Annotated in this window: 12 protein-coding genes, 2 tRNA genes and 1 pseudogene; 6 read left to right on the forward strand and 9 right to left on the reverse strand. The window is 33.8% G+C overall.

What is annotated here, in order from left to right:
• Positions 1-2 precede the first annotated feature (2 nt).
• The 5 genes and pseudogenes from CYL18_RS14290 to CYL18_RS14315 all read right to left on the reverse strand — a co-directional run bounded on the left by CYL18_RS14290 (position 3) and on the right by CYL18_RS14315 (position 4337).
• Positions 3-74: transfer RNA gene (locus tag CYL18_RS14290), tRNA-Gly, on the reverse strand.
• Positions 75-81: 7 nt separating this feature from the next.
• Positions 82-163 (reverse strand) — tRNA-Leu (locus CYL18_RS14295).
• Between the two features lie 368 nt (positions 164-531).
• Positions 532-1341: a hypothetical protein gene (locus tag CYL18_RS14300; protein ID WP_104850212.1), complete on the reverse strand. Its 810-nt coding sequence runs from the start codon at positions 1339-1341 to the stop codon at positions 532-534.
• 863 nt (positions 1342-2204) lie between these two features.
• Positions 2205-2388, reverse strand: a pseudogene (locus CYL18_RS14305) (transposase); the annotation flags it as partial.
• A gap of 938 nt (positions 2389-3326) precedes the next feature.
• The gene (locus CYL18_RS14315; protein ID WP_104850214.1) at positions 3327-4337 is read right to left on the reverse strand and encodes a restriction endonuclease; all 1011 of its coding nucleotides are present in this window, start codon (positions 4335-4337) and stop codon (positions 3327-3329) included.
• An 80-nt stretch (positions 4338-4417) separates the two neighbouring features.
• Between CYL18_RS14315 and CYL18_RS14320 the strand changes: the two genes are divergently transcribed.
• Positions 4418-4888: a hypothetical protein gene (locus CYL18_RS14320; protein ID WP_104850215.1), complete on the forward strand. Its 471-nt coding sequence runs from the start codon at positions 4418-4420 to the stop codon at positions 4886-4888.
• A gap of 114 nt (positions 4889-5002) precedes the next feature.
• On the opposite strand, the gene CYL18_RS14325 is transcribed toward CYL18_RS14320, so the two are convergent.
• From CYL18_RS14325 to CYL18_RS14340, 4 genes are read right to left on the reverse strand one after another with little or no spacing between them, the layout of a single operon-like run.
• A complete protein-coding gene (locus CYL18_RS14325) occupies positions 5003-8341 on the reverse strand; it encodes a DEAD/DEAH box helicase family protein (RefSeq protein ID WP_201741290.1) in 3339 nt (1112 codons plus the stop codon).
• A gap of 23 nt (positions 8342-8364) precedes the next feature.
• Positions 8365-9504: a restriction endonuclease subunit S gene (locus CYL18_RS14330; RefSeq protein ID WP_104850217.1), complete on the reverse strand. Its 1140-nt coding sequence runs from the start codon at positions 9502-9504 to the stop codon at positions 8365-8367.
• A 4-nt stretch (positions 9505-9508) separates the two neighbouring features.
• Positions 9509-11002 (reverse strand): type I restriction-modification system subunit M, encoded by a 1494-nt coding sequence (locus tag CYL18_RS14335; RefSeq protein ID WP_104850218.1) that lies wholly within the window; start codon positions 11000-11002, stop codon positions 9509-9511.
• A gap of 35 nt (positions 11003-11037) precedes the next feature.
• Positions 11038-12894, reverse strand: a complete 1857-nt coding sequence (locus CYL18_RS14340; protein ID WP_104850219.1) for an N-6 DNA methylase — start codon at positions 12892-12894, stop codon at positions 11038-11040.
• A 519-nt stretch (positions 12895-13413) separates the two neighbouring features.
• Between CYL18_RS14340 and CYL18_RS19295 the strand changes: the two genes are divergently transcribed.
• The 5 genes from CYL18_RS19295 (at position 13414) to CYL18_RS14350 (ending at position 15792) form a co-directional block, all read left to right on the forward strand.
• Positions 13414-13551: a hypothetical protein gene (locus tag CYL18_RS19295; protein ID WP_161497144.1), complete on the forward strand. Its 138-nt coding sequence runs from the start codon at positions 13414-13416 to the stop codon at positions 13549-13551.
• An 85-nt stretch (positions 13552-13636) separates the two neighbouring features.
• A complete protein-coding gene (locus CYL18_RS19620) occupies positions 13637-13771 on the forward strand; it encodes a hypothetical protein (protein WP_269089194.1) in 135 nt (44 codons plus the stop codon).
• The gene (locus CYL18_RS19625) at positions 13764-13895 is read left to right on the forward strand and encodes a hypothetical protein (protein WP_269089195.1); all 132 of its coding nucleotides are present in this window, start codon (positions 13764-13766) and stop codon (positions 13893-13895) included. The genes CYL18_RS19620 and CYL18_RS19625 overlap by 8 nt, the downstream gene beginning before the upstream one ends.
• A gap of 17 nt (positions 13896-13912) precedes the next feature.
• A complete protein-coding gene (locus tag CYL18_RS14345) occupies positions 13913-15124 on the forward strand; it encodes a tyrosine-type recombinase/integrase (RefSeq protein WP_104850220.1) in 1212 nt (403 codons plus the stop codon).
• Between the two features lie 236 nt (positions 15125-15360).
• Complete coding sequence (locus tag CYL18_RS14350) at positions 15361-15792, forward strand: hypothetical protein (RefSeq protein WP_104850221.1); 432 nt, start codon at positions 15361-15363, stop codon at positions 15790-15792.
• Positions 15793-15803 lie beyond the last annotated feature (11 nt).

The following is a 15803-nucleotide window of genomic DNA, read 5'->3' on the forward strand; positions in this document are numbered from 1 at the left end:
GGAGCGGAAGACGGGATTCGAACCCGCGACCCCCACCTTGGCAAGGTGGTGTTCTACCACTGAACTACTTCCGCATATAAGTGCGGGTGAAGGGAGTCGAACCCCCACGCCGTAAGGCGCCAGATCCTAAGTCTGGTGCGTCTGCCAATTCCGCCACACCCGCACGTTTTATAGTTGGTGAGCCATGAAAAACTCGAACCTGCAGCCTTTGCGCTTCTCTCTTTCAAGCTCTCTCGTTGACTGCTTTTTTATTTTAATCTGGATTCAACTATATTGCAATATGGAATTTATGGAAATAATATTTTGTTTTTCATCCTATATTAAATCTCCGTCAAAACCGAGGAGTACAGGTTCCTCCTAGAAGGTTGGAATCTATTTTTTAAGCTATATAAACAACCCTGGCCCCTTCATACCCCTATTATTTTCATCTCAGGAAAACAATGCTTTAGAAAGACATAACTATTAACGAATCTATAAGGAATTTAGACTATCAGGTAACCTCCTCTTATTTACTATAAAACGAATGACAAGTTAATGACTTATCCAGTCATATAATTTTGAATTCGAATCCAATGTATAGCGATTGTTTTTACCCTGTCCGAGTTCATTCATGACCTTTTGATAGTCATCAAAGTCATCTGAATGTTTATAATCAGAATTAGCGGTGATGATTTTTAACGATTGATAAGCATAGCCCTTCATATTATGTATAGGCACATTTCGATAACGATCACTTTCAATCGTATCTGTCGCAAATTTTTCAATCAATGTGATCCATTGTTTTTTGGAGTATCTCCCAATCGAGAATTCGCGATAAAACTGCTGACAGGCATTGATTAATAAGGCCTTGAATCTAGCAGGTGATATAGCTTCCTTGAAATTACAATTGAAATCAGTTAAAGGTTTATTAAAGATATTATTTATCGTTTTGTTATGCTGCTCTACCGGCTGCTCAACAGGAGTGTCAGAAGGATGCTCATTCAATTGTTCACCTTCTTGCGATACATTAACGATATAGATATTGGCTGATTGCTGATTATTTTTCCTTTTAGCATGATGAATAGACAAGACCTCTATTTTGGACAAGAGTCCAAAGAATCTTCTCACTGATGATAAGCTAACCTCCATCCTAAACCGTTCCTCAAACATTCTTAAGAAGTTTTGATGCGTAATCGAAAATACTCCTTCCGCATTGAGGGCAAGATCGGAAACAAGATACGTCATTCTTATTTGCAAGTCTGTCAGTTCCCACCTTTCCTTAACAACTTGTAAAAATTTCTCTTTGTAATATGGACCTTTACTGTACTTAACCAACTCTTCTGGTCTGCCGTTAACTAACATAGTAAACTTCCTCCTTGTCATACAAGATAATATACACCAGAAAAAATTTTGTGAATTTTCAGAACGACTTCTAGAGTTACAGCTATCTAACGAATAAGATTTCTTGCTTGCTCTTCTAGCTAGTTTCCCATAGAGCGAAATAAACATTAAAACCCTTATACGAGCCTCTAATTGTCATATACAGTTTTCCACTATCAGCGGGACCATGTGAAACTAATTTTATTGTTTGCTCCAGCCAGTTTAGCTCTCTAAGTTGCCAAAGCAGGTGGGCCGTCAGAACGTTTTTTTCCTTGTATATAAAACTCTCTAGTGACTTCATAGTTTGTAAATTTTAAGATGTTTAATTAAATCCATGAAGTTGTTGAAACTTCTCCGCTATTCCGCTATTTCTGATAGACGTTATTAACAAAAGTGATTCTGTGATTAATTCACAGTACTTTCACAATAACCAAACACCGAGAACGCTTCGATAAACATTTAAAGAACGGCTAGAAGTCTTGAAATAAGAATATTTCTTGGTTGGTATAATAGGATTTCACCTCTTTTATCAGCTCACCAACATGTAACCATGTGATATACAATATCAAGGAATTCACAAGCATTGAATAATTTTCCTAACGGGTGGTGACTGGCACTTTCTCTAATTCCTTACCTTACTAAAAATAAAACAACGATTGCTGATTAACACCTTAATCTATCTCTTGTAATAAAGATAGTGTAGAGTTATAAAAACCACGCCTTTATGTATGCTTTCAGATTGTATACATAAAGAAATTAAGAATGACCCAATAGGGACCGATTTTCTAAATTCCTTCTTTATTTTTTGCTTTTCTCCGATGAATAGACCGATCCTTATATACTTTTTAGGCCATTTGTGGACTTTCCCAATTCCAATTGGCCATCTTCTTCATGTTCTTGGCAGCGAAAATAAGCGTCACCTGCATGGACAATTTTTTGTCCCCTTAGGGTTGTCCATCGCATTCAATGCTTTTCTTTTGCATCCGCAAAGACTCGGTCAATCGTTACTTTGCGTTTGGTACATATCTTTGTATTCCAGGAGAGCTCATGAATGAGATTTATTTTTGAGCAACTTGGTATTGTAGCAGAGGTCGGTTCCGAAAATCTACCTAAAGAGGTAAGTTGAAGAAGCACTAATGAAATCGCTTTAAGAAGTCCAGAAGAGATAGTGGCATGCTGACATAAATACAACCATGAACATCTAAGTACACATGACAAAAAATATAGAAGAAAAGACCTCCCGCAAGTTCAGTGAACTTACAAAAGGTCTACTCTAAAATGTCTGATTATAGATTTTCATATAAAGAAATTTTCATTTCCCATCCATAACCTTTCTAATCCCTATATATCAAGGGGTTTGGGGGCAGAAGTACATCATGCCGCCCATTTTTTGGTGCTGTAACATCTTGCACCTTAATTGCATAAAGTGCGTAATATCAAAGTTTTACCGCTATTCAACTGTAACATCTTTCACGGAAATTAACGCTTGTTACTTCACTGCGTGAATAAAATGTAACCATCTTGTTTGCGGGTACCGGTAATACATATACTCGCGTTTCAATACTGTACTTCTTGCTATACTGGTTTGACCCTCTATTTTTACACACTATTTAATATGTAGTTTTTTATCCAAACAAGCAATATTACAAGTAATATTTTTCCTTGAAATTAATCATAATTACAGTATACTTAAATAAAATCTAAGTGAAAGGGAGTGTAAATATGTTCCGGGGAGTTTTGAGTATGGACTCATTTCTAAGAAAAATGCTACATATTATATCAGCAATTGGAACCTACTTGGTATTATTTGGTGTGATTTTCCTTATACAAAAATATACTTTAGGCATCCTTTTTTCTCTAAATAATAAAGCTTATTTGAACATCCCCCTCGACGTACTTATCTTCACTCCCTCAACTATTTTATTAATAAAACAATTTTTCGAAATTTCTTCACCCTACAGTAGTGACTAACCTTCTCGATTACTTTCTTCGAGAAGTTTTTTTATGTCTTCTGGTAGTTCAGCTTTAACTCTAGAAAAATTTTCAATGTTTCTATTTTTGATTTGCTCGTAGTTGTCTATACCATTTTTAAATTCATCTTCAAATAATCCCTTAAAATTCGCCTCGTATTCTTCATCTGAAGATGATATCCCTTTAAACTTACTCCCTGTGAGGAATATAAGCAGCAACCCAATGCCCAAAATTAAGTGAGGAGCATTAGAAACAAATTCTGTGAAACCTGGAGATTGAACATTTAATTTTAAATCTAAATCTTCCTTTTCGAACTCTTGCTCTATACCTTTAATATCATTAACCAAGGGAATAAGGTCGATAATACTATCCACAAATCTAATTAAATCATATGCAGGTATATCTCCCTCTTTCTTAACAGGCAAAACTAGAAATGCTTTATTATTCTTGATAAAGAAAGAGTGGAGCGTCCTATCAATAAAATGCGCATAATCATTTGCATTACTAATCGCCTGATGTGATTGCATCATCCTAAATAAATAGGGGTCTAATTCTAATCTTCTCACAGTTTTTATCCATTTTACTGTTCTTACTTTAACATATGGACAAGCCCCTTCATCTATTCTTGTATCACTTATCGATCTCATTCGAGGTTCACTCTCTATAATCCCGAATCTTATTAAAGTTGAATTCTCACTAGGTATCATTACGACATCACCTATTTTCATCTCATACAAAAAGCGATGTATTTGACCATAAATCCTACCCGGTTGTTCCTTTGGATAAGCTTCTGCTAATTCTTTAGTAATAGATTCATCCTTCTTTTTAGTTTTAAACATATCAAAATTAGTAAAGTCATCCCACCCCACAGCAATATAGTTTTCCGTAAAAAATTCTTCAAAATATGCTCCAGCATTAGTCCTAACTAACCAATAATTTCTGTTGTTATCAAGTTGAACTATAGGTAGATTATATTTTTGAATTAATTCATCAACTTCATATTCCATTTTATCCCTCCAATTCCTTATTTTATATTATAATTTATTTAATAATCTATCAATAATATTAGTAAGAAAGTAGGAAAATTATGAGTAGAAAATTATCAAATGAAATTGTTATGTATCTAGGTATATCTATAATACTAGGAGGTATATTTCCCGATTTCAGGAATAATCAGCAACTAATCGTTTCTATTACATTCTCTGCTGTATGTTTCTCAATATTCGATCTGATTGTATCTCTTGGAGAAAAAACATCTATTTATCAGGTTCGTAAGATAGCTTTATTTATCGGAATATTTTCTGTAGTTGTACTTCCATATTTAGATTTCTTGTCAGATTTTTTAATTGAACAAAACAACTTCTTTACACTAATTGGATTAGCAATTGTAATATTTTTAATAGGATATAGACAAAACATAAAAGATAACGAAGATATAAATAACTTACACAGTAATTTTAATAAACAAAAAAATATAATCGAAGAACAAAATAAGTTAATAGAAGAGCAAAATAAGATATTACAAATATATAATGAAAAATCGAATAAAGAAAAATAAGCTAAAGTAGAATATGTATTCAAACAGAAATAAAAAAGCAGACCCTATAAAAATTACATTGCTGTTTTATAGTAGTCTGCTTTTTCTAGTTAATTTAGTTCATATTATATATTTCTAAGATATTTCTTCAGCATTACGGTTAATCATATCAATAATATCCAAAATCCCTTTTGCTTTTGGTAACTGATCTTTAAAGACCACTGTAATGCCACCCAAAGTTGTAAAAGGATCTTGCTGGAGCGCTTGGCGTTCAAGCATTCCGTTTTTCACTACATAATCAATAATTAGCTCAACAAATTTAGTTTGTTGTAAATTCAAGTTCTCTTCTGATAAAAACTTAGAGAATGCTTCGACTGCGGCTTGACGATCTAATCCAACAATTTTACGAACAAGCTTTGTTATTGGCGTATCTCCGAAGTCCTTTTCATACTGTTCTCTTGAACCTAGTTCCGTCCAAAGGATGTGCTCTAAATACTCTACATCTTGTTTCGTTAAGTGCTTGTTGTTGCGGAGCTTGTAAATAGCAAGTGTATCTTCGTGCTGATGCTCTTTTAGATAATGTTCAACCTTTTTTCGATAACTTTGAAGATCATTTACATTTAATATCGACTCATTTTCTGTTACATCTATTACTTCATCTTTAAAATCTGTATAATAAATTTTTTGTTTCGATCTTTCAATGTAACGAATCAAATCACGTAATGCTTCACGTACTTTCTCCAGGTCTGCAATCGATGCTTCTTGCCAAAACTCATTTGTTCGTACTTCATCAATAATTTCTTTTTGCGCCATTACTTGTGGTATCGTACCTAATTTGGAAAGTGCATCAGCTGTATCAACAACACGGCGAATTGGTTTAGTTGCATTGTTAGATTGTAAACTTGCCAATTCAATCGTCAACATTAATAAGTCAAACCTTTTCGCTAATTCATCATCATCAAATGGGGTAATCAAAGGTGACACATACTCTTTTACTTCATTTGTTTTCACTATAGATAGTGCTTGCCAGTTATCTTCATTTTGATATTTATGCACATATTGCAAATATTGACGTACTCGGAAGTTTTCTTCGTTTAAAGCACGTATATCTGCTAATATTTCTTTTAATAACTGTGCGCGGTAATTAGAATAAGGTTCTACTTGATACTGTAAATCTTGCAACTCACGAACAATATCTACTTTTGAGTTAAATAGTTTCTCTGTTAGTGTTTGTGTAATCTTCGCTTCTTCACCTTTTTCATTGGCACGGAAATACTCAAAGTTACGTAAATAATCAAAGATCAAGAAATACTCTTTATCCACTCCCGGTCCAAATAAATCTTTGCAGAGACGTGTACCACGGCCAATCATTTGCCAAAATTTCGTCTTCGAACGAACCTTTTTAAAGAATACTAGATTCACAACCTCTGGCACGTCAATTCCTGTATCAAGCATATCAACAGAAATTGCAATCTGAGGCATTTTATTTTTATCTGAAAAGTCATCAATCCTTGTCTGATAGTGTTCTATACTGTAGTCAATTACTTCAGCAAATTCGCCACCATACTCTGGAAATTTCAAATCAAATCGTTCTTTAATAGCTTCAGCGTGATCGTGGTTTTTTGCAAAAATGATTGTTTTCCCTAATTTGTCTCCACCTTCTACCTTAATGCCGTGCTCCATTACATCCTGCAATACAAGATCAATTGTATTTTTATTAAAAACAAATTGATTGATTGCTGAACTATCAATATCTTTTACATTTGGCTCATCTTCAAAAACATCATCAAACTCTTCTTTTTCTTCTTCAGATAAATCATCATAATGAATTCCATCGTCTAAAATCTTTAATGTCGTCTCCCGGGTACGATAGTCCACTAAATATTTATCTTCTACTGCCTTAGAGAACTCATATGCAAATGTTGGTACATTGTTTTCTAGATCAAAAATCGTATATGTGTTTTTATCTAACTCATCCTTAGGTGTCGCAGTTAGGCCCACTAGCATTCCATCAAAATAATTAAAAATACTCTGGTATTTTTTATAAATGGAGCGATGAGACTCATCAATAATAATTAAATCAAAATGCCCAACTGTAAATAAACGATTACCATCTTTACGTTTCACTTCATCAATTGCATTCATCATCGTTGGATAAGTTGAAAATACCATACGCGCTTCTTCGGGGTTAGATTTGTTCTCTAACAAGTTACAAAGTGATAAATTTGGTAGTAACGTGTTGAAGTTCCGGAATGCTTGTTTTACAAGTGATGTACGGTCAGCAAGAAACAATACATTCTTAATCCAGTGATGATTTGTTAACACATCGACCAAGGAAATTGCAGTACGTGTTTTTCCGCTTCCCGTAGCCATAACAAGCAAAGCTTTACGCCGATTAATACTAAAGGAATCACATACTGCTAAAATTGCTTCTTTTTGATAATATCTTCCTGAAATGTCTTCGTTAATTTCTACATTTATCAAAGGTTTCTTCAATGTTCGTCGGTCAATAATTAACTGCAGTTCATCTTGTGTATAAAAACCAGATGTACGGCGTGCTGCATAATCATCGTGCCAAATATATGTTTCGAAACCATTTGTATAGAAAATTACAGGCCGAAGTCGTTGTGCTTGTTCTATGCAATTCGCATACAGTTTTGCTTGTTGACGACCAACTTTTGCATCTCTTGAAGTACGTTTTGCTTCAACAACAGCCAAAACTTTACCATTTGTCCCTAGCAACACGTAATCAGCAGCTCCTTCTCCAGAACTATTTGGCATTCCTTTCAAAGGATATTCGACTAATACATTTTTCCCAAATTCCCAGCCAGCCAATTTTAAATCTAAATCAATATAGCGCTTACGTGTTTCAAACTCCGTAATGTCATCAACTTGAAATTGGGTTGATTTCTGTTGTATCTGACGATTTGCTGTTAGTTGATTGCGAAGTTCTTCATTTTGATTACGTAAATCCTCTAATGATTTATCTTTCTTACTTAATTCTTCATACAAATTGTGAAGTTCTTCAGGTCGTTCACGCTTATACTCTGCCGTATAAAGAAAGGATTCATTAAACTCTGACGCTGTATAATCATCCGCATAACAATAATCAATCCACGAAATAAATTGATGTAAATTATGCAGTGATAATACAGCCTCATCACGGGTAATCGCCACATTAGTATGTACAGCAGCATTACCCAACTTAACAATATATTTCATCATTGGCAATAATTCTTCATCAAGAATACCTAAAAAATGATGATCGTGTATTAAACTTGATAGATTATCTTGATAAGGAATCTTAACATCATTATCAAACTGATAGACCCATTTAACTGCTAGTTCCAGTGCACGGCGCGATAATATCGCGCACGTCGCCGGACTAATTTGAATTGCCTTCTCTGCTTCATTACAAGCTTTAGAAAAACTATTAAATAACTTTTTATTCTGTAAAAATCCAAAGTTCGACATCACTTCATCTCCTTTGAGATATATTAACAGTATTCTTGTTCTTGGTATAACACACCTTTAAACGCTTTTTGTAATAAGGCATTATATAAAGTTTCTAGGCTTTCAAGTGAATGTTTTAATTTTGCTTTTTTCGAATCGACAATGTCTTTCTTTGTTATAAATTCATTTTGAACAATCTCATTAGGTAGCATTAGTTTTATTTTATTTAACCCATCTCTACTAATTGTGTATTGCCCTGCAGACGTTTTAATGTTTTTTTGAATTTCTGAAATCCCCAGATTACTATTTAATAAATAAGATAAATACGCTACATTAACATTTGCTACTTTAACTCTAATTATATGGTCATTGAAATATACAGGCTCTCTATAACCTTTAAATACAGCACTTCTTCCTACATATCTTGGATTTCCGTTTACACGAACTACTAATAAATCATTATTATCTAATTGATAAGTTGATAGTTCTCTTTCTGTTAAATCAATGCGATTAATAGTATTAAAATTCACTATGTTATTTCTTACATTTTTCAATTTCAGCACAGGTTGTCCCTCTTCATCGTTACCTCTTCTTGACATTCCATTTTGAGTGCTTATTATTAGATCATTTAGTGCCAAAGACTTCAATTCTGTTTTTAATGTATCATAAAAATATGCATTAATTAACTCATCTAATGCTGAGATTTGTGATTGTCTCAATAATATCAATTTGTTTATTCGATTTAAAAGAGAATAGATACTTTTTTGTTTTTCTATTGATAGAAGAGGGACATTTAAGTTCTCTAAAGCTGCTCTAGAAATATGAGGGATAGTTGCCCCCGTAGACGTCTTTTGAAAATAATCAAATTTAGATTGTAGATACAAAGCTAAAAAAGGCTCATATATTTTCGAATCAGTGATTGAAATTTTTGCTAAGGTACTTCCAATTGCCCCCTCTAAATTAAAACCTACCGTCCCTGCATTTGCTCCATCCCAAGCTATGATTAGATCTCTCTTTTCAACATATACATAGCTAGAGTTTGGTAAGCAATATTTAACATTATTGTTATTTCGCAAATCATCAATTTGAATGTATCTTACGCTACCTTCAGTAATTTCTTTAGATTCGGTTATCTTTTTCCCCTTTTTTATTTCACATATTTCTTTTAATTTGACATATTCCATAAAATCACCCTTCACTAATTAGAGATTTCAATTCATTTAATCCAATAACAATTTCATCCTCTAATTCCTGAATGTAGTCAATAATCTCGCCCGGTGACGAATATTCCAGTTCTTCATACTCAATTTCTTTATATTTATTAATTGACAAGTCATACCCTTGCTCACGAATTTCATCAACTGGTACAAAGAAGGATTGTTCTGTACGTTTACGTTCTTTTTCTTTATCTAAGTTACTAAAACGAACTATTATATCGTCTATATCGTTTGCTTCAATCTTCATTCGTTTATCATCTAACGAATACCCATCCGCTTTCATATCATAAAACCATACATTATCAGTGCCACCAGTACCTGTTTTAGTGAAAATCATAATACCAGTGGATACCCCAGCATACGGTTTGAATACACCACTTGGCATTGATATAATTCCTTCTAGTTTATTATTCTCAATGATTTCTTTACGAATCGCTTTGTGAGCATTAGAGCTGCCGAATAGGACACCATCTGGCACAATAACCGCTGCACGTCCACCTGGCTTTAAAATACGTAAAAATAAGGATATGAAAAGTAACTCTGTTTTTTTGGTTTTTGCTACTTTTAATAAGTCATTAGATACTGATTCATAGTCCAGCGACCCTTTAAACGGTGGATTTGCCAATACTAATGTGTACTTTTCAGCGTCTTTGTTATCCTCTGATAATGAGTCTCGATACTCAATATTCGGTGCATCCACACCGTGTAGCATCATATTCATTGCACCAATACGCAACATCGTTGTATCCATATCATTTCCGTAGAACATTGTGTTATGGAAATGCTCTTTTAGCCCTTGAACAAGGAACAAATCCTGGTGGTATTTGCGTAAGTATTCACTTGCGGCTACCAAGAAGCCTGCTGACCCCATTGCTGGGTCTATAATGGAATCTTCAGGTGATGGTTTCATTAATTCGACGATCATTTTAATAATATGACGCGGTGTACGGAATTGACCATTTGTTCCAGATGTCTGCAACTTAGATAATAAATACTCATAAATATCCCCTTTTGTATCACGCTCTTCCATTTGGATACTATCTAGAGATGTTACAACCTTTTGAAGCGTCGCTGGCTTATTGATAAGGAATGAAGCGTCTTTCATATACTTAGAGAATGCCGAATCCTCTTTACCACCTAACGTCTTGATAAAAGGAAAAATTGTACTTACCATCACTTGATGCATTTCTTCTGCTGGTAATTGCTTAAATTGAGTCCATCGCATCTTAGGCCAATGTTTTTTTTGAAGGTCATTAAAATCAGCAGGCATTTCAGAGAATAAACCTTTATATTCTAATCCCAGAAAATTAGCTTCTTTCTCTTTTCGTAATTCAATTTCATCTAAACCCTTTATAAATAGTAGATATGTTAATTGTTCTATATTAGTTAATGGGTTTGTATTTCCTTCTGTCCAAAGTGTTGTCCAGATCCAATCAATTTTATTTCTTATTTCACCAGTAATCATTTCGTGTTCCTCCTTGATAGTTAAGTTCTTTAACTTCACAATATTGTATAGGTTTTATTAATTCCCATTGCCTCGAATGCTTTTAACTTAGATTCTTTTTGACGTGCTTCTAGACGTTCTATTTCTTTTTTGATTTCACCTTGTTCATCACCTAGTGTTTCTACAATTCTTCGTTGTTCATCTAATGGAAGAATTGGAACAGGTAACTCTTTTAAATCTTTTATTGATAATGTGGTAATAGTTGTACCTGCAGTATGCTTATTAAAGTAAAATTGTGCAATCGGTGATTCTAAATATAGAAGTAAGAATTCAGGATCTATTAAATTCAAACAACGTATACCAGCAAAGTTTTGAGATAACAATACATCATCTCGATCACTCTCAAACAATGCTACTTTTCGACTCACTCCACGAATAGATAATAAAACATCCCCTTTTCTTATACGATTATTCTCGATTTTGGCGTTGTTCTTAATGGAATAGCGCGTTATACCTTCAAGGTTAATCTTTCCATCCTGAATGTCTGAAATCTTTAAAACAGCATACTTTCCATTTTTATCTTCATCTTTTGTCGAAGCATTATAGCCACGATAAACATCAACTAGATCCTTTAGTGGTTTCATTGGTAAATTATCCAGTTCGTTTATATTAATAGAGACCATACCAAATTCACTTACTTGTAATTTTTCTTTATAAATATAATTATTTGGTGTCAATAGTGTTGATTGAATTTCGTCATCCATAACAAACCGACTCATTTCTTCAACCTCTAAACCTTCTATTAGAATATTATTAATTAACTCTATGTTTTCCGCACTTAATATGATATCACGCTTATTAACTATTTCACCTAGATCTTCTGCATTAATCATTAAGATTTTCCCTTTACCGGTATCAGGTTTATTTTTATTGCAAAGTACAAGCGCTGTTTTAATACCTGAATATGGTTGTAGCAATGGTGGCAGAGTAACCACTGCTTCAATTACATCAAGGTCTATCAAACGTTGACGGATTTCTTTTTCAGGGCCATTCCTAAACAACACACCCATTGGGAGTAGAAAAGCTGCTTTTCCATCCGCTTTCGTTGCACTTAATCCACAACTTAAGAATGTTAAATCTCCTTGAGAGCGGGAAGGTATCCCATAAACAAATCGATTGAATTGATCATATTTCATATCATTTTGCTGTTCTTCTGTTAAGCGTAATCCAAATGGTGGAGCCATAAATACTCGATCAAATTGAACTAATTTATTGCCATCTACATATGCGGGATTTTCAATTAAATCTCCCACAGCAACTGTTGCATCAATATCATTTAAAAATAACCTAATACGCAATACAGCTGCAGCAATTGGATTAATTTCTTGTAACGCTAAAGAGACACTTGGTACCTCTTTAACAAACATCATTGTTGATTGCCCATAACCTGCTGTTCCATCGTGAAATGTGACATAAGAAGACTCTTGATTAAACAAATAGTTATTCACTATTTTGTTAATACTGTTTGGAGTCCAGAAGATTTCTCTACTATCCATACACATAGATTTGAGTAACTCATCAAATACTTCGCCGGTTGTTAAATTTTTTAACTTTTGTTCAATGATTAAAAGAACATCCACCAATGAACTTATGTAAGCTTCAGTGAAAGCATCTTTAAAACCTTCTAACATAAGTCGTTTAAAATTATCTTCAATTTGCAACGTTTTAATCATCAATTCTATTTCCTCTAAAACATCCTGGCTTTGAATCAATTTTAGTAATTCAGAACGATTCTGTTTTGAAACAGCTAATATTGTAGCTGTTACTAATAAAGCTTCTTCAGGATTACTATTTGAAAGACCTGCTCTTCTAATAGTTTCATAAATTTCTCTGGAATTCATTTCTTTTCCCATCCTTATCGCCCCCTGATTTAAATTATTTACCTGTTAAATTAACTATAATACAAAAAGTTAGTATTATCAATACTAACTTTTTGTATTTACTTTGTTTATTTCGACAAAGCGAATACATATTTTTTATCTACCTCTTTATCTATCAATCCGTTTTACCGAAAATAACCATTTGAAAATTTTATATTTCTCTTCCAAAACGTTGTTTTCTTAAAATCAAATACCATATAATTCGTACGAAATTATTGCTGAAAAAGGAGCGATCATATTGCTTAAATTAATTTACATTATCCTAATATGTTTATCTCAATGGTTATTTTTAAAGAATGCAATCAGCTTTAACAACGTACTATTTACCAAGCCGCATTTTATAGATATTACCGTCGGTTCATCAAATATAGATATATATCTATTAATGAAAACCATAAAAACATAGCGTGAAATCTTTTTTCCACTTTGTCTTTTAGCCCTTCTAGAATAAAAGGCAAGCATAAAAAATAAAATGAAGGGAATCCGATAATTATGCATAAAACATTTTTAGACGAGCAATTAATCTTAACGATGGCTGACATAGATAAAATCTATGTATGTCCAAACCAAAAGCTAATGGAACAGAAGGACTTACCATTGATTCGCTTTGGCCAGAGTAATGAGTGCTAAAATCTGAATTTTTTGAGTGGTTATCACAGTAGCAAGTAACTGCATCTTTTAGATGTAAAAAGAGTAAATGTAGGAGAGTTTTAAAATGAAGAAAAATCAATTTAATCAAAATTGGATTAATTCAGTATTAGATAAATGCGAGAGTGTAGGTATTCCAAAGCATATTATTTATCGTTTTTCTACCTATTATTTAAAGGAGGGGAAACAAGCGAATGCTTAATTTACTATCCCTTTTCAAGGATTTGAAGGTACCAGCAAGTGAGCCAAGCTTGCTAATAGTACCTATGAATAAAGAAACACAAGGTACTATTGACTACCAGCTTGATTGCAGTCAACTTCATTAGAAGAGAGGTTTTTTTATTTGAAAGGATCCATTTATCGAAGAAATTGCAAGTGTAAAAAGAAGAGATGTACATGTGGTTCAACGTGGACCTATAAAGTAGATGTTGGAGTAAATCCTACTACCGGAAAAAGAGACCAAGCATCTAAAGGCGACTTTCGAACTAGACAAGAGGCAGAAGCAGCCCTAACAGCATTACTAAATGATCTCCAACAAGGAACTTATCAGAAAGAAAGCAAAATCTTATTTAAGGACTTTGCTTCAGAATGGATTCACCTCTATGAGGAGGAACATAATGTCAAGCCCGGTACCATTCGCATCAGACACCACAAAATTAACAAGCTAATCCCTTATTTTGCTCATATGAAGATCAAGGACGTAACGAGAAAGAAATACCAAGAAGCGATTAACGATTTAAAAGAACAGGGATTTGCGTATAACACGCTGGACGGGGTCCACCGTACTGGGAAAATGATATTCAGAAAAGCAAAAGCGATGGGCTACATTAAAGTGGATCCTACTGAGTTTACTTATTTGAAAAGGGACAAAAAATCAATTGAGGAATTAGAGGAACAAGAACTTCCAAAGTATATGGAAAAGGAAGAATTGGCCTTGTTTCTAGAGACTGCTCAATCAAAAGGATTAGAGATGGACTATCTAATGTTTCTTGTCTTATCCTATACCGGAATGAGCGTAGGGGAATTAATTGCTCTCAAATGGAAAGATATCAACTTCCATACTCATACCATCAGCATTACGAAAACATACTATAATCCAACAATCAATACTGTGAAGTATGCATTGGTTCCACCTAAAACCAGACGCTCTAAACGCACCATTATTGTGGATGAAATGGTCATTGAAGCCTTAGCTATTCACCGAACTAATCAGCAAAAGATGAAGCAATCCTTTGGGGAGTCTTATCACGATGGCAATTTCATCTTTGCTAAAATCGATCGTTTCCCTGGTTACTCCATTATTATTAAGATAGTGGAAAACCGAATGGCACGCTTGTTAAAGATAGCATCCTTGAATGAAGAGCTGACACCACATTCATTAGGCCATACATATACTTCCTTATTGGCAGAAGCAATAGTGGGACTAGAAGAAATAATGGACCGTTTAGAACATTGTGATGACAATACAACGAAAAACGTATACCTACACATCACGGAAGAACTAAAAAAAGAGGCTTCTCAAAAATTCAGTCAATTAATGAGAAGCCTCCTATAATGTTTACGATGTGAACAAAATGTGAACATTCCACTTATTGTTCAACCAATACCCTTACTTATCAAGGGGTGGAGCGGCAGATTACATCATGCCGCCCATCTAAGAGTGACTATTCTGCCTCTGGATGGGCTGGTAAAATGCACTGTTTACTGGGTTTGAAGCGTTAAGAATTGAATACGTTGGAATACAAAACCGAAAAAAGGTTAGCAAAAAAGTTAGCATTGTGAGGAGATTTAATGAAGAAACCATTCATGCTTATTAGCATTATGTTCCTAGTTGCATTGCTTGGCTGCACGAAGAACGAGATTAGAGGAAATGGAGAAGTTATCACACTCGATATTAATGAAGCTAGAGAATTTATAGACGAAAAAAGAACTGGCTTGTTATATATAAAGTCTCCTTATCAAAGTAGAGAAAAAGAAGAAGCATACTATATAGAAGAGCTAGAATCCATCTCTAAAAAAGAAAAACTAAACATCTTACTATTTGATACAAGCCAGTATAACGGCGACCATACAGAACTTGGGCTAAAACAACATTCAAGAACCTTAGCATTTTATCAAAAGGGTGAAATAAAAGCTGAACTAGATTTTTCGAACCTTTCAAAAGAACAAATTCCCGCTGCCATCCACACCTTTATTGAGAGTATAAGAAATGAATACTATTAACATAACCATGA

The sequence above is a fragment of the Pradoshia eiseniae genome, assembly GCF_002946355.1.
GTDB lineage: Bacteria > Bacillota > Bacilli > Bacillales > Pradoshiaceae > Pradoshia > Pradoshia eiseniae.